Below are 22,481 nucleotides of genomic sequence, written 5' to 3' on the forward strand. Positions count from 1 at the left end.
TGTTTTTTAGAATTGAACTTTCATGTTAAAGTTGTACTCTTTTGAAGTAGGCAAAACTCCGGTTTGAAAACCCTGAAGATTTCCTGAAGAAAGTCCCGCTTCCGGATCAGCATAAGGCAGATTTTTACTGATAATCCATAAGTTGCTTCCGTTGACAGCGAAAATGATATTACTTATAAAAGTCTTAGTCAGGTATTTTGACGGCAATTTGTAGCTTAAACCAACCTCACGTAATTTTACATACGAAGCATCATATACATATTGCTGCTCTGGCATTGAATTATAAAAAGAATACCCGTCTGCACCTTCTACGCTTACAATTTTATCATTTGGAGTTCCATCTTCTTTAACACCAGGCAATAAAATACCACCGCCATTTGCAATTGGATCTCGCTGCGGGTTTCCTAAATGATTATTAGATACCGTACTTTGGTATATTCCTGTTGTATGTCCAAAACGCTGGTCTAACGAATACACATCTCCTCCTTTTTTTACATCGATTAAGAAATTAAATGAGAAGTTTTTATAATTAATTACGTTATTAAAACCGCCAATCCAATCCGGATTTATATCGCCGATTGTCGCTCCGGCCGTTTGCAAATATCTTCCGTTTGCACGAATTACTTTTTGACCATCAAGATAAGTAAAGCCAGAACCGATAAGCTGCCCAACTGGTTTTCCAACCTCAGCAACATATCCTACACCCTGAAAAGATCCTAACGAGATTCTATCAGCGCCTCCTAATGAAACAACTTCGTTTTTATTGGTAGACCAGTTTATTTTGGCTTCCCACGAGAAATTTTTTGTTTTAACCGGAACTACTGTAAGTGTTACCTCGTATCCTTTATTCTGAACATCTCCTGCATTTATCCAGGCTCTGGTATAGCCCGTTTGTGTTGGAGTTTCAATAGAAAGAATCTGATTTGTGGTATTCGTTTTATAATATGAAAAATCAAAACCTACTCTGTTTTTAAACAATTTAAATTCAATACCCGCTTCTACTCCCTTTGTTAGCTCACTTTTTAAGTCAGCGTTGCTTTTACTGTTTTCCGTAGAAAAACGAACCCCGTCAGGACCAAAATTATCGTTCTTAGGATAAGTTGATGAAGTCACGGCAAAAGGCGCATCATTACCCGTCTCAGCATAATTCAGACGTAATTTCCCGAAAGACAGCCAGTCTGTTTTAATGTGATTACTAAAAATGTAAGTCCCTGTAATAGAAGGATAAGAATATGTATTATTGTCTTTTGGCAATGTAGAAGACTGATCTACGCGATAAGTCCCTTCTAAAAAATACGTTTCTAAAAAATTAAAACTTGCATTGGCATAGATACTGTTTGTTCCTAAAGTAGTCTGAGACTCTGAAGGGCTGTTGATTTTGTCGATAGAATTATTCAACGCATAAATTCCCGGAACGACCAATCCTCCATTTGTTGCAGCAAATATCGAATTACTAACAGAGCGTCTCGAGTTTGCACCAACCATACCGTTAAACTTAATATTATCTGTAATATCTGTTTTAAAGTTCATTATCAAATCAAGATTGATTTCTCTAAAAGTTTTATCATATCTTGTATACTGCCCCAGTGTATTAGGCGTTCTTTTTGATCCTACAGCAATGCGTTCCTCTTGTAATTGATGGTAATAATCCACCGCACCTTTACCTACGATATCAAACCAGTCATTGATTTGTGTACTTAATGCAGCATTTCCGAAAAAACGATCTCGATCCAGCGTATTATAATTGTTATATCTCTGGAAATAAGGATTATCGTGAAATTGAATATTCAAATCATTAGGACCGCCTACACTCCAAGTCGTATTTTCTTTGGTCAGATTATAAGCGTCTTCCAAATCCTTAAAATCTACACTTGTAGAATACCATTGTCTAACACTGCTTAAATAATTATTTCCGCCGTCGCCATAACCTGTTTCATTCATTCCTTTGGCATTTGCTTTTAAGTAATTGGCAGAAGCCGATATTTTAGTCTTAGGCTTTAAATTATAACTTGCCGAGAAATTGAAATTATCTTTACGATTGTCACTGTTAGGTAAAATTCCCTGATCCTGATTGTAATTAGTATAACCAAATCTGAAATCGCCATTTTCATTCCCTGCAGAAACTGCTATTGTATTGATATAGGTTAAACTATTCTGATAGAAACTATTTGGATTATTTTTTACTGCTGTCCAGGGTTTCGCTTTTCCGTATCCAGGCAGTTCAGGATAAAATGAACTCCAATTGTAAACCAACAAATTAGGATCAAATTTCGGTCCCCACGAGGCATCATCAGTTGCAGCAAAAGGATGAACTCCACCACCTAAATCTACTGTACCATAAAAGTCTCCATAACCGCCTCCATATTGATTTTGGTATTCCGGTAATGTTTTTTTATCGACTACCCCAACAGTAATTCCAGAGCTAAAAGTTACTCCCAAACCACCTTTAGATTTACTTCCTTTTTTTAGTGTAACTAAAATTACTCCGTTTGAAGCCCTTGAACCATACAATGCCGAAGCTGCAGATCCTTTTAAAACGTTCATGGTTTCAATATCATCCGGATTAATATCCGAAGCTGCATTTCCGTAATCATAACCACCTGTATTACCGCCGCTTTTCTGATCGGCACTATTGGTATTGTCATTATTTAAAGGAATACCATCTACGATCCACAAAGCCTGATTGTTTCCTGTAAGCGAAGTAGTACCGCGAATGATAACATTTGTCGACCCTCCGATATTGTTGTTCCTTCTAATTTGTACACCGGCAATTTTACCTGAAATTGAGTTGGCAACATTTCCTGTATTTATCTTTGTCAAATCTTCTCCCTTTATCTCCTGAGTGGCGTATCCAAGGGATTTCTTTTCTCTTTTAACACCCAAAGCTGTAACCACAATTTCTTTCAGCTGTTCTGAGCCTCCTGATAAGACTACATTAACAGTAGTATTGGCTGCTGTTATTTCCTGGGTTTTCATCCCAATATAATTAAAAAGAAGAACAGAATTCGGACTCGCCTTAATAGCATATTTTCCGTCAAAATCTGTCTGTGTTCCTGTTTTGGCTCCCTTGATCGATACAGTCGCGCCCGGCAAAGGTATTCCTGCATCATCTGAAACAATTCCTGATACAATCCGCTCTTGTGCAAGCGCAAATTGTGCTAGCAGTACAAAAAAAAGCACCGCCGTTTTTCTTTGAAAAAACTTAAATTTCATAAAATGGTTTTATAATTAGTATTGGCAAATATTTTGCTTTTTCCATAATTTTTATGATAATATATTACCACAAAAACCGATTATATTACCCTTTAATTACGTAATTATTATTTTTACATGTATTATCTTACCATTTAAAAATGCTTCATTTTTTTATTGAAAAAACTATAATATGTATGGTGAAGAAATGATACGCAGATGATACGGATTTGGTATTGCGAAAACGCAGCTTTACACGGTTTTTTTTGATTTAGAAAAATGCTCCGGCGGAGATTTCATAGCAGATCATTTTTTATAGCTCAACTGATTTTTTGATTTATCCCAAAATAAAAAAGGAAGAACTTCTTTTTACAGAAATTCTCCCTTTTTTAACAATTCTAAAAAGTCTCTTATTTTGCTCCTGGCGGGCATTTTTCTTCAATAAATTTTATAAAAGTATCTGCTAAATGTCTTGTTGTTCCTTCGCCTTCGTAAATAGAATGAGAACGATTTGGATAAATCATTAAATTAAACACTTTATCGTATTTTATTAATTCGTTAATTAAAACTTCGGCATTTTTGTAATGGACATTGTCATCGCCTGTTCCGTGAATGTAAAGCAGGTTTCCTTTTAAATTCTTTGCATGTGTTACCGGCGAAGCCTGAATGTATGCTGTTTCATTTTCGCCTGGAAGCCCCATATAACGTTCAGTATAAATATTATCATAAAAATGCTGATCTGTAACTGCTGCTATAGCGACACCTGTTTTATAAATATCAGGATATTGAAACATTAAATTCAGCGTAACAGCACCGCCGCCGCTCCATCCGTGAACGGCCACTCTGCTGGTATCAATGAAATTCCATTTCAAAATTTCTTTTGCGGCCATAGCCTGATCGCGGGTATTTACAATTCCGATATTCTTATAAATAGATTTTCTCCATTTTGTTCCTTTCAAAACCGGAGTTCCTCTATTGTCCATTGCGATTCCGATATATCCTTTTGGAATTAACAAATCTATGAATCCGTTGAAATAAGGCATATCATTGGCAACAGAAGCCATTGGCTCTCCATAAACATAAAAAAACACCGGGTATTTTTTTGACGGGTCAAAATTTAATGGTTTCGCCATGATTCCGTCCATTTCTACGCCGTCAACCGTTGTTACTTTAAACTTTTCTAAAGAGAAATTACGTGTCGGTTTCACCAGAACATCAGCCTCTTTTGGTAATATTTTTTTATGATCTGATACTGAAACTAAGCGAATATTAAAATCACGATTGATATTAGAATTGGTATGTTTTGCATAAGCCCCGTCCGTAGAAAATTCATACTCATTAGTTCCTTCAAATATTTCCGGAGTAATTCTTTTTGTTTTTCGGGAATTTAGATTGGTTTCGTACAAATAGCGCTGCGTCGCATCTTTGGGACTCGCGATATAGTAAATTGATTTTGTTTTATCATTATACGCTTTAAAATACGCATCAAAATTTCCGGTTGTAATAAGTTCTTTCTTTTTGCCGTCACGGCTTATTTTATAAATATGCATCCAGCCATCAGCATCAGAACTCCATAAAAAAGCTTTACCGTTATCTACAAACTGACATGGAAAGCCATCGTAAACTCCGGAAGAAATATCAAAAACATCAATCCACTCTGCTGATTTTTCCTCATAGATTAAATTTGCTTTTCCGGATTTTGTATTACAATTATAAATCGAAGCCTGATTTTGATTTCGGTTTAACTGTACTACCATTACAGCATCTTTCTCCATCCATTCCATACGAACCAAATAATTATTATCAGGTTCACCGGGAATATCCAGCCAGTTTGTTTTTAAAGCATAAACATCAATAACTCCAATTTTTACATTCGAAGGTTTTTCTCCGGCTTTAGGATATTCAACCGGAACAATAAAGGGATACAAAGCATCTGTATTGTTAATCATGAAATGGAATTTTGTTTCTGAAGCATCAACGCGCCAGAATGCAATACTCTTGCCGTCAGGGCTCCAGCGAAATCCGTCGCGGGCTGCCAGTTCTTCTTCATAAACCCAGTCAAAAGTTCCGTTGATTATTTTATCTGTTCCATCGGTTGTTAAAGGTGTTATTTTACCCGAAGCCAGGTTTTCAAGATAAATATTATGCTTAGAAACATAAGCCACATTTTCATTATCATTAGAAAATTTGGTAAACATCAACGAAGACTCTTCTAAATTAGCTCCAAGCTTTCTGCCTTTTCCAGTCGCTAAATCAAAAAACCAGTAATCGCCTTTGGTATTGGCTCTCCATACTTTTTTGGAATTGGTATAAACCAGCACTTTTGTTTTGTTCTGATTCCAGACTAAATCTTCAACTTCTCCGCTAAAACCGGCATTTTTTAATTGCTCATTAGTAAGTATAGTAGTTCCCTGATTTAATTTGTCAACATCATAAACCAAAATATTTTGGTTTGAGTTTACCCAAAACGAATGCGAATTGGGCAGCCATTTTAATTCGTTAATATCAATGTCTGTTTGTGCAAAAAAGCTTGTGCAAACAAACAGGAGCAGTAAAAAGCGTTTTTTTATCATGATTTATTTTTGGTATTTATCAGCTGTTCTATTTCTATAATTTCAATTGGCATTTCTTCACACAAATTGATATTTCCGTTTTCTGTCAGTAAATAATCATTTTCTAATCGGCAGCCAATTCCTTCTTCCCGAATATAAATTCCCGGTTCACAAGTCAGCACCATTCCTTTTTCGAAAGGCTTTGAATACAACCCAACATCGTGAACATCAAGTCCTAAATAATGTGCCGTGCCGTGCATAAAATATTTTTTGTATGCCGGATTTTGAGGATCCTGCGCTGCAATTTCGTCTAAAGTAATCAGTTTCAGTTTTACTAATTCAGTTTCAATAAGATTTGCCATCTGCAATTCATAATCTTTAGACAAAACTCCCGGTTTTAAAAACTTAGACCCTTCTTTTAAGCAATGCAAAACAGATTCGTAAACTTCTTTCTGACGTGCCGAAAATTTCCCGTTTACCGGAAGACATCGTGTAATATCTGAATTATAATTAGCATAACAAACTCCAAAATCTACTAAAATCATTTCACCGTCTTTACAAACCGAATCGTTGGTATTGTAATGAAGTGAACAGGCATTTTTACCGGATGCGACTATGGGTTTAAACGCGTGACGATTTCCTCCGTTTTTAATATATTGATACGCCAGTTCGGCTTCTAATTCATATTCTTTTATCCCGGGTTTTACAGCATTCAAAAGTGCTTTAAATCCTTTTACACTTATCGAAACTGCTTTTTTAATCAAATCAATTTCTTCTTCTGATTTTACCGGACGCAGCTCTCGCGTAATTTTAGCCGCACGCTCGTATTGATGCAGCGGATATTTTTGTTTACACCACTGAATCATTCGATCCTGACGCGTATTCATTTCTGAAGTCAGCCTTTTAATATGCTCATTATGTCCTAAATAAATGGCATCGGCTTCAAATGCAAAAAGCTGTATGGTCTTTTCGAATTCATCAATCCACTTTACATTTTTAATTCCGGAAATGGCGGTGACTTTTTCTTTGCTTAAAAAATCTCCATCCCAGATCAGTGTTTGTTCATTGGCTTCTTTTACAAATAAAATGGCTCGATTTTCTTCTTTAAAAGCATCCGGATAAAGCACTAAAATAGTTTCATCCTGCTCAATTCCGGACAAATAAAACAAATCATTATTTTGGGCAAATCCCATTACATCATCGGCATTATTGGGCATTACATCGTTTGACGTAAGAATTGCCAAGCTGTTGTTTTGCATTTTTGCGGTAAACCTTTTTCGGTTATTTTCGAATAAAGAAACCGGAATTGAATCGTATCTCATATTTTATAATTGGAACATTTTTGTGTCAACAGACGTTGTTTTTCCTGAAACAATTTCAGTGATTAATTTTCCTGTCGCCGGAGCAAGACTTAAACCCATCATGGCGTGTCCTGTGGCAAAAGTCAAATTTACAACTTTTTGCGATCGCATAATAATTGGCATTCCAGATGGCGTACAGGGTCTGAATCCAAACCAGGTATCCTTCTCTTCGGGCATTGCAATTTCCATTTCCGGATAGAAATCGTTTATACTATTTACAATTCCCTGCAATCTGTTTTTATTGATTTTAGTATCGGCTGTATGCGTAATCTCCATAGTTCCCCCGAAACGAATATCTGTATTCATAGGAGTTACCGCTACTTTTCCTTCACATAAAATTGAAGGAATAGAGGGTTTGTGTTTTTTATCTTTTAAGGTAAAACTATATCCTTTTCCCGGTAAAATCGAAACCGAAATTCCTAATTTCTTTGCCAATGAAGGACTCCACGAACCGGCTGCCAAAACGACTTCATCTGTTGCAAATGTACCTTTGTCTGTTACAATTTTAGTAATTTTATGATGGTCAAAAAGAAAATCCTGAACCGTTGTAAGCGGATGAATTTCAACCTTTAATTTTGTTAATTCCTCTTTGATAAACTGCAGGAATTTTTGAGGATACAAATGTGCATCACTTTTATAATGAATACCCCCAAGAACATTTGTCACGGTGCCTTTCTCCACTTTTGCCACTTCAGCTGCCGAAAGGTAATTAACTTTTAAACCTGCCTTTTCTGCTTCTTTTGCTTCGTGAAACATTTCAGCTGCTGTTTTTTCTGTTTTATACAACATCAAAAGTCCTTTTTCTTCATAAAAAAAAGAATCGTTCGTGAGGGCAAAATCCTGGTACAGCTCTTTGCTCAATAAAGACAAATCCCGAAGTGCCGGAATTGCTTTTTCTACATGTTTTGCATTGGCGTGTTTATAAAATTGAAGTCCCCATTTTATTAAATCACTATTTAATCTTGGTTTTACATAAAACGGACTTTGGCTGTCAAACATCCATTTTATCCCTTGTGCAATCATACCAGGCTGTGCCAGCGGAATTATATGCGACGGAACAATCATTCCGGCGTTTCCGTAAGAACAGCCGTCGTTCATTGCCGACTGATCAAAAATAATTACCTCATATCCTTCTTTAGCAAGATAATAAGCTGAACACAAACCTATTATTCCTCCTCCAATTATACTAACTTTTTTCATCTCAACAGAATTAAAAAATTCATTGAAGGAGATCCCCTTTTCCCCTTCAATGAATTAAAATTTTTAATAGTTTTTAAATTACCTGAAAACCGTGTGCATACGGATCATCAGATTCATCGATCATGATGGTATTATAACCGTATACCTTTGCCCAGCCCTGAATGCTTGGCACAATTGCAGGAATCTCTCCAATGTTTGTTTCTTCTACAACCCTGCCAATAAATTTACTGCCGATATAACTTTCATGAATAAAATCCTCTCCTTTTTTAAGCTTGCCTTTCGCATGCAGCTGTGCAATTCGCGCCGAAGTTCCGGTACCGCATGGCGAACGGTCTATAGCTTTATCTCCGTAAAAAACTGCATTTCTGCCAGAAGATTTTGGATCTAATGGTTCTCCTGTCCATAACATATGACTCACATCACGAATGGTATCGTTTTGCGGATGAATAAAATAATCCGGATATTTTTGATTGATTCGTTTGCGAAGTTCCTGACTCAGCTGAATAATTTTGCCTGCAGAAAAATCCTGAATACCCGAGAAATTTTCCTGCGGATCTACAATCGCATAATAATTGCCGCCGTAAGCAACATCAAAAGTAATTTCGCCCAGTTCTGGACAGTCAATTGTTAACCCTTCTGCTGCCAGATATGATTTTACATTGGTTAAACGCACCCATTCTACTTTTCCTGCAGTTTGCTGGTATTCGATATTAACCAGACCTGCAGGAGCTTCCATTTTTATTTTTCCGGGTATTTTTGGCGTTACCAAACCTTCTTCGATTGCAATTGTAATTGTTCCAATTGTTCCGTGGCCGCACATTGGCAGACAGCCGGAAGTTTCGATAAACAAAATTCCAAAATCATTTTCAGGATCACTCGGCGGATACAAAATACTGCCGCTCATCATGTCATGACCGCGAGGTTCGAACATTAATCCTTTACGAATCCAGTCAAATTCTTTTAAAAAATGCTGCCGTTTTTCGCTCATATTGGCACCTTCCAAATTGGGTCCGCCGCCAGCCACAACTCTCACAGGATTACCGCAAGTGTGTGCATCTACACAAAAAAAAGTTTTCTTTGCCATTATGATATCTGAGATTTGGTTTGAATATTATTTACTGTTCTTAAAATTTGCAGCGGATTTTCATTTTGCAATTCAGGAGGCAATAACTCATTAGGCCAATTCTGAAAACTAAACGGACGTACCCAGCGGTAAACGGCATGAATACCAACGGCAGTAAATCTCGAATCTGAAGATGCCGGATAAGGCCCGCCGTGAATCATTGACGGACAAACCTCAACTCCTGTAGGAACGCCATTAAAAATCAAACGTCCTACTTTGTTCTGCATGGCTTTAATTAATTTGTCATACTCTTTTAATTCATTTGGCTCTCCAATGATTGTCCCCGTTAATTGTCCCTCTAATTGATTAACAATTTTCAGTAATTGTTCCTCATCATTACATTGCACCAGTATAGAAACCGGTCCAAAAACCTCGTGACTTAATGTTTTATTTTCTAAAAAAGTTTTTCCGTCAACCGTTAAAATCTGCTGTACTCCATAATTGGGCGCTGTATCCCCTTTATATGCAGCAATTTTAGAAACTCCGGTTTGAGAAAGCATGGTTTCAGTGCCTTCTTCAAAACCAGCTTTCATTGAAGGATGCAGCATACAAGATGGCTCGATCTTTTCAATGGCTTGTCCTAATTCTTCCAAAAATTTATCTAGTTCTGCTCCTTTAATTCCAATTAACAAACCAGGATTAGTACAAAACTGACCTGCCCCAAGCGTAATTGATCCTGCATAGGCAGCCGCCCATTTCTGGCTGTTTACAGCTAATGCTTCTGGCAGAAATACTACCGGGTTTATACTTCCCATCTCTGCAAAAACAGGTATTGGCTCTGGTCTTTGTGATGCAAGATCAAACAAAGCTCTTCCGGCACGAATACTTCCGGTAAAACCAACTGCTTTTACTAACGGATGTTTCACCAGACTAGCTCCAAGAGTTGTTCCCCCTCCAACCAGATTAGAAAAAACCCCTTCGGGCATATTTGTTTTTTGTGCCGCCTTAATAACTGCCGATGCCACCATTTCGCCAGTTCCAACGTGCATCGAATGACTTTTTACAATCACAGGACAGCCCGCGGCCAAAGCCGAAGCAGTATCTCCTCCCGCTGTTGAAAAGGCAAACGGGAAATTGCTTGATCCAAACACTACAACCGGACCTAATGGAACCATCATTTTGCGCAAATCTTCTTTTGGAGCAGGAACTCTGTCTGTTACTGCGGTATCAATTGCAGCCTGAACCCAGCTTCCCTCAGTAAGCATTTGAGCAAACGAACGCAATTGACCAACCATTCTGCCTCGCTCTCCCTCTGCTCTACCCATTGGAAATCCGGATTCACTGCAATACTGAACTAACAAATCATCTCCTAAAGCTAAGATTTCATCGACAATAGCATTTAAAAAATCTGCTTTTTCAAGACCGGAACAATTTTTATAAATTCCAAATGCCTGGTGTGCCAATGTAACCGCTTCTTCAATTTCTTCCTGACTGGCTTCTGTAAAAACCCAGGGATTTTCGGTATTTAACTGCGGATTAAACGTTTTAAATGTTCTGTTTCCTGCAGCTTTAAGCGTATTTCCAACATAATTTTTACCTGTAATCATATTTCTTTTTTTACTTTTTGAATGAAACCTGAAAAACCACCCTTATTCCAAACAATTATAAATTTTTATAATCAGGCAATTCAGGCCTTGATGCTAAAGATTTAGCGATAATCTCTAAAACATTTTCTCTTTCAGCTCCTTGAAGTGGTAATCTTGGTGCTCGGACATTTTCTGTACCAATACCTGTGGCTACTTCCGCAAGTTTGATATTCTGAACTAAAAAAGAATTAATATCCAGCTCCAGTAATGGCAGGAACCATCTGTATATTTTAAGAGCTTCGTCTATACGTCCTGCTTTGGCTAATTTGTAAATCGCTACAGTTTCTCTAGGAAAAGCATCGACCAAACCTGAAACCCATCCATGAGACCCCATTAATAAGCTTTCCAAAGCCAGCGTATCTACTCCTGATAATATTTTTAAACGATCTCCAAAACGGTTAATCATTCGGGTTACATTAGAAATATCCCTTGTCGATTCTTTTACTGCCTGAATATTATCGAATTTTAAAATTTCTTCAAACATATCCAGTGTTACTTCAATTTTATAATCAATTGGATTATTATAAACCATTATAGGAAGCGAGGTATTTTTAGCTACTTCAGAAAAAAATGTGACCGTTTCATAATCCGAGGCTTTGTAACGCATTGGAGGCAGCATCATTAAACCCTTTGCCCCATCTTCTTCCGCTTTATTAGCCGCTAAGATTGCACCCCGGGTAGTTTGTTCTGCTATATTCATGATTACCGGCACCAGATTATTAACCATACCTACGGTACCTTTTACCAATTCTCTCTTTTCTTCTTCTAAAAGTGTGCTTGCTTCTCCTAACGTACCGCCAAGAATTATTCCTTCAACACCAGCTTCTAGTTGTGCTTTTAAATTTACCTCAAACATCCTGAAGTCTAATTTATCATCTGCAGTAAATTTTGTGGTTACTGCCGGCATTACGCCTTTCCATTGAATACTCATAATATTGATTTTAATTAGAGTCAAAATTATTTATATTGAACACAGCAGGAGACTTATAAATTACCTCAAAATGATATTATTTTACCCGATATATGATGTTTACGCAAAAAATTAACTAATATATTGCTATTTTTTTACTAGAATAAAATATATTTGAAGTAACTAACCCAACCAAATCATGAAAGTTTTTCCATTCAAAATCCCTAAATCGGGAGAAGATCCTCTTATATATCAAGAAGATAGAGAAATTGTTTTTTATGACAAACTTCATCAGCATGAAGAAATTCAGATTAGTTTTATCGAAAAAGGGGAAGGTGCAATTTTCGCCGGTGATGCTATTTCGCATTACAAAGAAGGAGATATACTCGTGATTGGAAGCAACTTACCACATGTTTTTCGAAGCGAAGTCCGGGAAAATGAAGCATCAATTATGCGCACCTTATTCTTTACAACCAATTCATTTGGAAAAGACTTTTTCAACCTCAATACTTTTAAAAATATCCATCCGTTTTTAGAAAGCAGCAAAAATGGTTTTATCATACATAATGCACCAAAAAAGATGACAAAATCTTTTAAGAAGCTAAAAAAAGCCGACAATTATGAGCGTTTCATTTTATTTTTAGAAATCATGAAATGGCTTTCAAATAACGATAAAGAATATCTTTCAAACCATTTATACGATAAAAAAATTACGGATAATGAAGGAAAAAGAATGCAGACGGTTTTTGAACATGTGATGACAAACTTTAGCAAAAACATAAATTTAGACGAAATTGCCTCGATTGCCAATATGACCAAAAATGCTTTCTGCCGGTATTTTAAAGTCCGGACGAACAAATCTTTTTTTCAGTTTTTAATTGAAGTAAGAATTGAGCATGCTTCAAAATTATTAGCAAACAATAGTGAACTTTCTGTTCTGGAAATTGCAGAATTATGTGGTTTTAATAACATTTCTAACTTCAATAGAAAGTTTAAAGAGCTAAAACAAACCTCTCCTTTACAATATCGAAAGTTAAACATATAGACTACCTCATAATTTTAACCACACAACACAAAAGATTTGTGTTAATAGCTTTGCAAAATCTGCGTTTTCTACACGTAAAGTAAAATTAAATCTAAGTGTACTTTGCGGTAAAAAAATCTTTGTGAAAAAACTATTCAATAGAAAGTCGTGTCATAATTGGATAATGATCTGAATTTTCAAAATCAGAAAAACTTTCAAACTGCTTTACTTTCATTTTACTGTCGGTAAAAATATAATCTATTCGGGCCGGATAATACTTAAACTTATAAGTAGCCCCAAAACCCTCTCCTGCCTCTTCAAAAGCATCTTTTAGTTTTCCTTTAATACTGCGGTACACATAAGAAAACGGACTATTATTCATGTCTCCGCAAATAATAATCGGGCTTTTACATTTTTTAATGTGCTCTTTAAAAATTTCGGCCTGTTCTTGCTGCTGCCTGAATCCTTTACTGATTCTGGCATAAATAAGCTGCGATTTTTTTTGGTTTACATTATCAATATCATCTGAAATCTCACTTACATCCGGAGAAATTTTAATAGACTGCAAGTGCATATTATAAACTCGAATAACATCTTTTCCGCGTTTAATATCAGCATAAACTACATTATTATCTGATTTAGGAAAAATGATTTTCCCCTGATCTATAATTGGAAATTTTGAAAAAATAGCCTGTCCTGTTTTTATCTGTTTTCCATCAATAAAAATATAACGGTGCGGGTACACTTTCAAATCAATATGAGCCGAATTTGAATATTCCTGAATACATAAAATATCAGGATCTTTTTCATCTATAAAAGCTTTAATATTTTCCGGAATATCATCTCGGTCCAGCCATTTAAAAACATTAAAAAGACGAACATTATAACTCATTATCGAGAAATCTTTTTCATCTTTTACATATTCTTTGGCGGAGAATTTATAAAATTTGCTGATAAAGGTAATTCCGGTAAGCAAAACCAGACCAGACAAAATAAGACGTTTTTTAAACTGAATTGCCCAGTAAACAAAGAACAATCCGTTTGCTACAAAAAAGGCCGGCATAAACAGCGTAAGCACCGATAAAAGCGGAAAACTTTTAGGTGCTAAAAACGGCAGGACATAGACACTAAATGTAAGCACAGTCAGCACTATATTCAAAAAGAACATTATTTTATTAAACCACGAAAGGTTTTTCATATTATTCTGCTAAAAGGATTATTTTCCAGCTTTAAATAAAAACTCTTTTTCTTCTTTTGTAAGACAATCATAGCCGGACTGGCTGATTTTGTCCAGGATCTCATCAATCTGCTGCTGTGTTTTGTCTTTTGTAACAATTCTCGATGCAGGCTTTTCTGTAGGTTTTTTGTAATTTTTATGAACTTTTGTAAATGGGGTCGTTGGGGATTTTCTAAACAGGTTAGCAAAAAAATCTAAAATTCTAGAAATGATAATACTTAAATCTGTTCCGTTTTGAAGTAATTTGATGAAAATAAATCCGAAAAAAGCTCCTGCTAAATGCGAAATATGACCGCCCATATTTTCTAAACGAAGCTGCATTAAATCTAAAATCAAAATAACCGCGGTAATATGCCAAAGTTTTACATTGCCAATCAGCAGTAAACGAACATTCATCAACGGCTGATAAGTTGTAACACCAACCAAAATTGCCATAATAGCCGCCGAAGCCCCCACTATAGGTGCCGAAATATTTAGAAAATAAAAGCTTAATGCAAATACAACTCCTGAAAAAATAGCTCCCAGAATATACAATCCTAAATATTGCTTTTGGGTAAAAAAGGTGAGGAACAAATTACTTGCAAAATTTAAAACCAGCATATTAAACAATAAGTGCATAAATCCAAAATGGAAAAATGCATAGGTTAAAAACGTCCAGGGTTTAAACATAAAAACCTGTGGATCTGAAGACAATGCAATCCAGTTTGGAAAATCAAACTGGCCAATTGAAAATTTATAGAAAAAAATTAAAGAAATAAGAAAACAAGCGATGTTCCAATAAATAACGCGCATTGCTACACCTCCTAATTTATATTGTAGTTTTAAATCGTCAAGAATATTCATAAAGTCTCCTTTTGGTTTCTAAAATTAATTAATTAAAGTTAAAAATTAATTCCAACGATTATTGTTAAACTGATTTTTTTTCCAGTACCACATCATTAAAAAACCAGTAATTGCACCACCAACATGAGCAAAATGGGCTATACCTGTACCGCCGCCGCCAAACAAAGAAGTTCCTTTAACACCTAAGAACAAGTCGATTAACAAAAGTCCAGGAACAAAGTATTTGGCCTTAATAGGTATCGGAATAAACATCAAAGCCAATTCGGCATTAGGAAACATAAATGCAAAAGCCGTTAATAATCCATAAATTGCACCAGAAGCACCAACAACTGTTCCGATGTAAGCACTAGTAAATCCTTGAAATTGTGAAACACTTACTAAACTCTGCCATCTGGTATCAATTTTTCCTTCACTTAAAAGCTGTAAAATCTCTCCTTTATTAAAGCCATTAGCTATCAGGGTATTCATCGTATCCTGAAAGAAATAGTAATTTACAACTGTATGAAGTAAAGCTGAGCCCAAACCACACGAAATATAAAAGAATATAAACTTTTTTCCACCCCAAAAATGCTCCAGGGCAGAACCAAAAGAAACCAATGCAAACATATTAAATGCTATATGCATAATACCGCCATGCATAAACATGTGCGTGATTGGCTGCCAAACTTTAAAATTTGGGTTTTCTGGAAAAAACATTGCCAAATATTCATAAGATACCGGCACTAATTGAGAACCTATAAAAAAGATAATATTAATTATCAGCAGTTGTTTTACAACAGGAGTCATGTTCATCATAAGGCAAACTTTTTATCTATATCTTCAACACGCATGGTGATAAAGGTTGGTTTTTGAAAAGGTGAAATATTGGGATCTTTGCAGGCAAACAAACCGTTTACTAAATTATCCTGCTCTTTTTCGGTTAAATAAGATCCGGTTTTAACCGCTAAACTTTTTGCCATCGATTTGGCAATGGTATCATTTTGACTGTAACTGCTGGCCGGAATTCCGTCCTGCAAATCGCTCAATAATTGCTCGATTACAAGCGAAACTTCGCTTTCGGTAATATTTACCGGAATTCCCGAAATTACGACATGATCTGTTTTTGAATCTTCAAAAACAAATCCGGTTGTTTCTAATGAAGGTTTTAATTCTTCGATCAGTTTCATTTCTGAAGAAGTATAAAATAAATCTAACGGAAAAAGCAATTGCTGGCTTGATGCCTGATTTACCGTCATATTCAATAAAAACTGCTCATACAAAATACGCTGATGCGCACGCTGTTGATCTACGATTATCATTCCGGATTTAATTGGCGAAACGATATATTTTTTATGAATTTGATACGTTTTCTGACTTGCCTGTTCAACCTCATCATCATTAAACAAAGAAGAGGTTACTTCCTCATTTTCAAAAGTAAAAGGCGAACTTTCGATAGTTTCCGGATTCTCCGTATCTAAACCCACATACAAACTTTCCCAAGTTGCAGTAGGCTCTACTCTTTTTGAATATCCTCCAGAATAGGATGAACCTGAACTTGAACCCGAAGACAATGAAGATCCTGAACTGTAACCAGAACCCGATCCCGAAGTCTTGGTGTAATGCTGATTAGTCTTATCATCCGTAAAAGGATTAAAAGTACTATCAACCTGAATAGTAGGCGTTTCAGCCTCCATATCTTTATAATGATAAGGCGTATCTAAATTTGAATCTCTGTCGAAATCTAAAACCGGTGCAACATTAAACTGCCCTAAACTATGTTTTATCGAAGCTCTTAAAATGGCATACAAAGCCTGTTCATCATCAAACTTAATTTCTGTTTTAGTTGGATGAATATTGATATCGATTGTATTGGGCGGTACCTGAAGATACAAGAAATAACTTGGCTGAGAACCATCTTTCAAAAGTCCGTCGTACGCTGCCATAACCGCATGATGCAGATAACCGCTTTTTATAAAACGATCGTTAACAAAAAAGAATTGCTCTCCTCTATTTTTTTTGGCAAATTCAGGTTTACAAACAAATCCCTGAACATTTATAATCTCCGTATCTTCGCTTACAGGAACTAATTTTTCATTGGTTTTACCCGACATAATCCCCACAATTCGCTGACGATATCCTGCTGCGGGAAGATTGTACAATTCACTTCCGTTATGATAAAAACTAAAATGAATATTGGGGTGCGCTAAAGCTACGCGTTGAAACTCATCCATAACATGACGAAATTCAACCGTATCCGATTTTAAGAAGTTGCGTCGGGCCGGAATATTAAAAAATAAATTCTTAACCGCAAATGATGTTCCTTTTGGTAAAACAGCCACTTCCTGCGAAACGAATTTACTTCCTTCGATTACAATATGTGTCCCTAGTTCATCCTGATCTTGTTTCGTTTTCATTTCCATGTGCGCAATCGCTGCGATAGAAGCCAATGCCTCTCCACGAAAACCTTTGGTTCCAAGCGAAAACAAATCTTCGGCCTGACGAATTTTTGAAGTAGCATGACGTGCAAAACACAAACGCGCATCTGTAACCGTCATTCCAACTCCGTTATCAATAACCTGAACTAACGATTTGCCGGCATCTTTTATAATCAATTTAATATCAGTTGCCTTTGCATCAACAGCATTTTCTAACAGCTCTTTTACAACTGAAGCGGGTCTTTGAACCACTTCTCCAGCAGCAATTTGGTTAGCAACGTGATCAGGAAGTAATTGAATAATACTCGACATTAAGTAAAAATAGTTTTAAAGTTTACGGTTTAAAATAAAAACCAAGAAGCACAAATTTAGTGAATTTCTGTTGGGATTTGGAATATCTGCAATCATAAAAAAAACAAAAACCACAATCGGTTAAAAAACAGAAAGGTTGCTGTAATTGCAAAAGCAGGCCTAGTTCATTTTTGCAATTTCGTCCAGCGTGTAAACCCGATATTTAACTTCCATTCTTTCTGCATTTTCTTCGACTGTAGTGGTAAAACCAGCCTGTTTTCGAAGTTCATTTACTTTTTCAGGATTTTTTATGGGCGAAACATAATAAAAGAATTCTTTAAAACCAGTATTCTTATTGGTAATTTGTTTTCCCTGAACCTGCGTTCCGTAAATCTGCTCTTTTCCCTGCTGCGTTAAATAACGATCCTGCATCATGGCAAAACGAGTAAAAGGAATTTCACCTTTCTCTGCCGCTTTTTCTATCAGAGGTAAATATTGTGCTATTTTTTTACTGTGCTGAATTACATACCAGGCCGCTTCATTGGTTGGCTCTCCCACCAGACTTTTTCCGGGATAACCATAGCTGGCGATTATTTTTTCGACCTTCATCACATTAATAGAATCATTTTTAATCATGAGAGGTATTACATTATCCTTAAACAAAGCTTCGTTTTCGTAGCCCAGCTCTTTCATTATAAACGTTTTTCGCTCTTTAGACGTATCATAATCTAAATATTCTCTCAGAATTTGATCTGATTTTAAGATCTCATCTAATTCTGATTTTAATTTAAGATTAAGACTGTTTTGAGAATGAACCAAACTGGAAATAAAAACGAACACAAAAAGAAGTAATTGTTTTTTCATAGAATAACGATTAATATTTAGTTTTAAAATTAGCACATTATTCGGCTTACTTAGTGTTAGAGTAATCACAAAAAAAGCACAAAAAAAACCTGCACTATTTTTACACAGTGCAGGTTTTAATATTATTAAAACAAATGTGTTTTATTCTTTATCGATTTTTATCGGCGTTTCTTCAATTTGAAGCGCACCTGAAGACAATAACGGCTGATTAAACGGATGCGAAATAGACGCCTGTTGACGAATATATGCCATTTTTATTGCAGCGATTGCAGCTTCGGTTCCTTTGTTTCCGTGAGCACCACCGCTTCTGTCAATAGACTGCTGCATATTGTTATCTGTTAAAACACAAAAGATAACCGGAATATCAGTTTGAACATTCAAATCTTTAATTCCCTGAGTTACGCCTTCGCAAACAAAATCAAAATGTTTTGTTTCTCCCTGAATTACACACCCAATTACGATAACAGCATCGACATTTTGTGTTTGCAGCATTTTTTTTGCTCCGTAAATCAATTCAAAACTTCCCGGAACATTCCAGCGGATAATTTGCTGAGCGGGAACATCGCAATCAACCAAGGCTTCAAAAGCCCCATTATAAAGTCCTTCTGTTATAATCTCATTCCATTCAGAAACAACAATCCCAAATCGAAAGTCTTTCGCATTTGGGATCGTAGTTTTATCGTATTCTGATAAATTTTTATTTTCGGTAGCCATCTTTAATATTTTAGATTTTTTATTTTAATCCCGAAGCCTCGGAATAAATTCTTAAATACAAATCTACAATCTTAAATCTAAAGTCTAAAATTTTTATTGCGCTAATCCAATCAAAGCATCAACAGAACCAGCTTCTGGAGTTGCATCGAAGTTATCTTTAATATCATTTAAATATTTTAAAGCATCTTCTTTTTGACCTAAAGCCAAAGCCGTTTTAGCTGCTTTTAATAGGAAACGAGGCGTTGTAAAATCATTTTTATTTGATTCAGCCGCTTTTACATAATAGCTTAAAGCTTCTTTTTGATTATTCTTTTGAGAGTAAGCATCTCCAATAGCGCCTTTTGCCAAAGCACCTAAAATTAAATCATCAGATTTGAATTCGCCTAAATATTTAATAGCGTCATCAAATTTACCTGTATTTAAATATGCCATACCAGCATAGTAGTTTGCTAAATTTCCGGCATCAGTTCCAGAATATTCGTCAGCAATCTTCACAAATCCAAATTTACCTTCAGATCCGTTTAAAGCTAATTTATATAATGAATCACTTGCTACACCGTCTACCGCTTTTTGAAAGTTTTGTTGTGCAACAAACATTTCGTTTGCAGCTTCGTCTTGTTTAGGAGCTTCGATAAATTTTTGGTAAGCCAAATATCCAATAGTAGCAACTGCAATACCAGCAACTAAACCAATAATGATTTTTTGATTTTTAGCAACCCAATCCTCCGTTTTTGAAGCCGTTTCATCTAATTTCGAAAAAACACCAGCTGTTGTGCTGTCTTTTTCATCAATTACTACCTGTTGTTCTTCATTTACTTCTTTAACTTCCTTCTCTTTTGGTGCTTTATATCCTCTTTTATTGTAAGTAGCCATTTAAAATTAATTTAGTGAACGGCAAAAATAAAATTTTTATTGAAACTGAGGTAAAAAAAATCAAATTTATCACTATTTTAAAAAAAATATTTTCAATAAAGCTAACTCCTTTCGCGTCAGTGGTAAAATAAATCAACTTGAAACATCGCAAAAGCCTTTTATATCAATAAAATTAGATAATTTTACAGCCTCAAATTCTTGGTGATTTCAAATCATACTTTTATAAGTTAAAGCTTGGTTTTGGCCGTAGATTTCGCAGATTAACACAGGTTAAAAAGGGGCAGTAAAAAATCTTTCTAATCATTTTAAATCTGTGACAAACAAAAAAAATCAAAAATTTTTATTAGAAACCATCAAATTTTTCCTTTTTAGAGTCTCTTAAAAAATGCATTTAAACAAACTTTCTTTATTCAATTATAAAAATTTCGCCGAAGCCAGTTTTGATTTCGATATCAAGATTAATTGTTTTGTTGGCAAAAACGGAATTGGAAAAACCAATGTACTGGATGCCATTTATCATTTGGCTTATGGAAAAAGTTATTTTAATCCGCTTGCCGTTCAAAATATCAAACATGGTGAAGAGTTTTTTGTAATTGATGCCGAATTAGAAAAAAATGACAGAACTGAGCAAGTAGTGTGCAGTTTAAAAAAAGGACAAAAAAAGGTTTTAAAAAGAAACGGAAAAGCCTATGATAAATTTTCAGATCATATTGGTTTTATTCCGCTGGTCATTATTTCACCTGCAGATCGTGATTTGATTATAGAAGGAAGCGAAACGCGCCGTAAATTCATGGACAGCGTAATTTCGCAATTAGATTCGACCTACCTGCATCAGCTTATACAATATCAAAAAGTAATTGTACAGCGAAATGCACTTTTAAAATACTTCGCTCTCAATCATACTTTCGACAACGACACCTTATCTATATATAATGAACAGTTAAACGAATACGGAAAATCGATTTTTGAAAAGAGAAAAGATTTCCTGGAACAGTTTATACCTATATTTAATACACATCATCAGGCCATAACAGGTTCCGAAGAATCGGTGCAGCTGGTTTACGAAAGTCATTTATTTGAAAAAGATTTATTAACGCTTTTACAGGAAAACATCAATAAAGACCGGGCGCTTCATTATACAACTTCAGGAATTCATAAAGATGATTTGTCTTTTGAAATAGATTCACATCCCATAAAGAAATTCGGATCGCAGGGACAGCAAAAATCTTTTTTGATTGCCTTGAAACTCGCACAGTTTGAATTCCTGAAAAAACAAAGCGGCGTAAAACCTATTTTATTATTTGATGACATTTTTGACAAATTAGACGAAACCCGAGTGGCTAAAATTGTAGAAATGGTAAACAGCGAAACCTTTGGACAGCTTTTTATTTCTGATACACATCCGGAAAGAACCGAAGCGATTGTAAAATCAACACATCAGACCTATAAGATATTTAATTTGTGATTTTTAGTTTTGCCGCGAATTACACTAATTTTCACAAATTAAAGCTTTAACAAAGTTTTGAACTTTGTCAAAGCTGCGTCATAAATAATTAAAAATTAGCGTAAATTCGTGTAATTAGCGAAAAACAAATCAACTGCAATAAAAAAACAAAATATGCTAACGAAAGAATCATTGCAATTTTTAGACGATTTAAAAAAGAACAATAACAGAGACTGGTTTCAGGACAATAAAAAACGATATGAAATCTTCAAAAAAGATTACCATCAATTAGTAAGCGATTTTCTCGATGTGATGAAACCGCTTGATCCTTCTTTAGAATTGTTAGAAGTTAAAAACTGTACTTTTAGAATCAATCGCGATATTCGTTTTTCTAAAGATAAATCTCCTTATAAAGCACATTTAGGCGTTTGGATGTCAACCGGAGCTAAAGGTGCGAACCGCGCCGGATATTATGTTCATATCGAAAAAGGCGCGAGTTTTATTGCCGGCGGCTTTTATTCGCCCGAAGCAGAAGATTTGAAAAAAGTACGTAAAGAAATTGCTTTCTTCCATGATGATTTAGAAGCTATTTTGGCCGATAAAAACTTCAAAAAAGAATTCGGAAGCTTAGATGTAAACGAAACCAACTCACTTAAAAATCCACCGAGAGGTTATGAGAAAGACCATCCGGCCATTGATTTTTTAAAATTGAAAAGTTTTACAGCAACTCAAAAATATGATATTGCAGAAGTGACTCAAAAAGATTTCGTTTCAAAGATGAGTAAAAAACTCATTGCTTTAAAACCTTTGAACGAATTCATAAACCGCGCTTTAGAAACTGAAGAATAAAACA

General features: G+C 35.4%; 17 protein-coding genes. 3 read left to right on the forward strand and 14 right to left on the reverse strand.

Annotation, left to right across the window (positions count from 1 at the left end):
• Positions 1-6 precede the first annotated feature (6 nt).
• From BKM63_RS02380 to BKM63_RS02410, 7 genes are all read right to left on the reverse strand, one after another.
• Complete coding sequence (locus BKM63_RS02380; protein ID WP_071635081.1) at positions 7-3,213, reverse strand: SusC/RagA family TonB-linked outer membrane protein; 3,207 nt, start codon at positions 3,211-3,213, stop codon at positions 7-9.
• A gap of 389 nt (positions 3,214-3,602) precedes the next feature.
• Positions 3,603-5,765 (reverse strand): S9 family peptidase, encoded by a 2,163-nt coding sequence (locus tag BKM63_RS02385; RefSeq protein WP_071635082.1) that lies wholly within the window; start codon positions 5,763-5,765, stop codon positions 3,603-3,605.
• On the reverse strand, positions 5,762-7,066 hold the full coding sequence (locus BKM63_RS02390; RefSeq protein ID WP_071635083.1) for an aminopeptidase P family protein: 1,305 nt from the start codon (positions 7,064-7,066) through the stop codon (positions 5,762-5,764). The genes BKM63_RS02385 and BKM63_RS02390 overlap by 4 nt, the downstream gene beginning before the upstream one ends.
• 3 nt (positions 7,067-7,069) lie before the next feature.
• Entirely contained in the window at positions 7,070-8,305 is a 1,236-nt protein-coding gene (locus tag BKM63_RS02395; protein ID WP_071635084.1) for an NAD(P)/FAD-dependent oxidoreductase, read from the reverse strand.
• 73 nt (positions 8,306-8,378) lie between these two features.
• Positions 8,379-9,389, reverse strand: coding sequence for a 4-hydroxyproline epimerase (locus tag BKM63_RS02400; RefSeq protein WP_071635085.1), 1,011 nt, complete (start codon positions 9,387-9,389; stop codon positions 8,379-8,381).
• Complete coding sequence (locus BKM63_RS02405) at positions 9,389-10,975, reverse strand: aldehyde dehydrogenase (NADP(+)) (protein WP_071635086.1); 1,587 nt, start codon at positions 10,973-10,975, stop codon at positions 9,389-9,391. Before BKM63_RS02405 ends, BKM63_RS02400 begins: the two co-directional genes overlap by 1 nt.
• 55 nt (positions 10,976-11,030) lie before the next feature.
• Complete coding sequence (locus tag BKM63_RS02410) at positions 11,031-11,945, reverse strand: dihydrodipicolinate synthase family protein (protein WP_071635087.1); 915 nt, start codon at positions 11,943-11,945, stop codon at positions 11,031-11,033.
• Between the two features lie 178 nt (positions 11,946-12,123).
• On the opposite strand from BKM63_RS02410, the gene BKM63_RS02415 reads away from it, so the two are divergent.
• Positions 12,124-12,969, forward strand: coding sequence for an AraC family transcriptional regulator (locus tag BKM63_RS02415; RefSeq protein ID WP_071635088.1), 846 nt, complete (start codon positions 12,124-12,126; stop codon positions 12,967-12,969).
• Positions 12,970-13,099: 130 nt separating this feature from the next.
• Here BKM63_RS02415 and BKM63_RS02420 read toward each other — a convergent pair whose 3' ends face one another.
• The 7 genes from BKM63_RS02420 to BKM63_RS02450 form a co-directional block, all read right to left on the reverse strand.
• A complete protein-coding gene (locus BKM63_RS02420) occupies positions 13,100-14,146 on the reverse strand; it encodes an endonuclease/exonuclease/phosphatase family protein (protein ID WP_071635089.1) in 1,047 nt (348 codons plus the stop codon).
• Positions 14,147-14,164: 18 nt separating this feature from the next.
• The gene (locus BKM63_RS02425) at positions 14,165-15,028 is read right to left on the reverse strand and encodes a rhomboid family intramembrane serine protease (RefSeq protein WP_071635090.1); all 864 of its coding nucleotides are present in this window, start codon (positions 15,026-15,028) and stop codon (positions 14,165-14,167) included.
• Positions 15,029-15,073: 45 nt separating this feature from the next.
• The gene (locus BKM63_RS02430; protein ID WP_083572165.1) at positions 15,074-15,823 is read right to left on the reverse strand and encodes a rhomboid family intramembrane serine protease; all 750 of its coding nucleotides are present in this window, start codon (positions 15,821-15,823) and stop codon (positions 15,074-15,076) included.
• Positions 15,820-17,754 carry a DNA mismatch repair endonuclease MutL gene (gene mutL, locus BKM63_RS02435; RefSeq protein WP_071635091.1) on the reverse strand — a complete coding sequence of 645 codons (1,935 nt, stop codon included), beginning with the start codon at positions 17,752-17,754 and terminating at the stop codon, positions 15,820-15,822. The genes BKM63_RS02430 and mutL overlap by 4 nt, the downstream gene beginning before the upstream one ends.
• A 159-nt stretch (positions 17,755-17,913) precedes the next feature.
• Positions 17,914-18,597, reverse strand: a complete 684-nt coding sequence (locus tag BKM63_RS02440) for a DUF6624 domain-containing protein (RefSeq protein ID WP_071635092.1) — start codon at positions 18,595-18,597, stop codon at positions 17,914-17,916.
• 141 nt (positions 18,598-18,738) lie between these two features.
• Complete coding sequence (ribH, locus tag BKM63_RS02445) at positions 18,739-19,311, reverse strand: 6,7-dimethyl-8-ribityllumazine synthase (protein WP_071635093.1); 573 nt, start codon at positions 19,309-19,311, stop codon at positions 18,739-18,741.
• A 93-nt stretch (positions 19,312-19,404) separates the two neighbouring features.
• Positions 19,405-20,184, reverse strand: coding sequence for a tetratricopeptide repeat protein (locus BKM63_RS02450; protein WP_071635094.1), 780 nt, complete (start codon positions 20,182-20,184; stop codon positions 19,405-19,407).
• 385 nt (positions 20,185-20,569) lie between these two features.
• Here BKM63_RS02450 and recF point away from each other — a divergent pair, with 385 nt between their 5' ends.
• On the forward strand, positions 20,570-21,649 hold the full coding sequence (gene recF / locus BKM63_RS02455) for a DNA replication/repair protein RecF (protein ID WP_071635095.1): 1,080 nt from the start codon (positions 20,570-20,572) through the stop codon (positions 21,647-21,649).
• A 153-nt stretch (positions 21,650-21,802) separates the two neighbouring features.
• A complete protein-coding gene (locus BKM63_RS02460) occupies positions 21,803-22,477 on the forward strand; it encodes a DUF2461 domain-containing protein (protein WP_071635096.1) in 675 nt (224 codons plus the stop codon).
• The last annotated feature ends 4 nt before the right edge of the window (positions 22,478-22,481 follow it).

This window comes from Flavobacterium johnsoniae (assembly GCF_001879205.1).
In the GTDB taxonomy this organism is placed as follows: Bacteria; Bacteroidota; Bacteroidia; order Flavobacteriales; family Flavobacteriaceae; genus Flavobacterium; species Flavobacterium johnsoniae_A.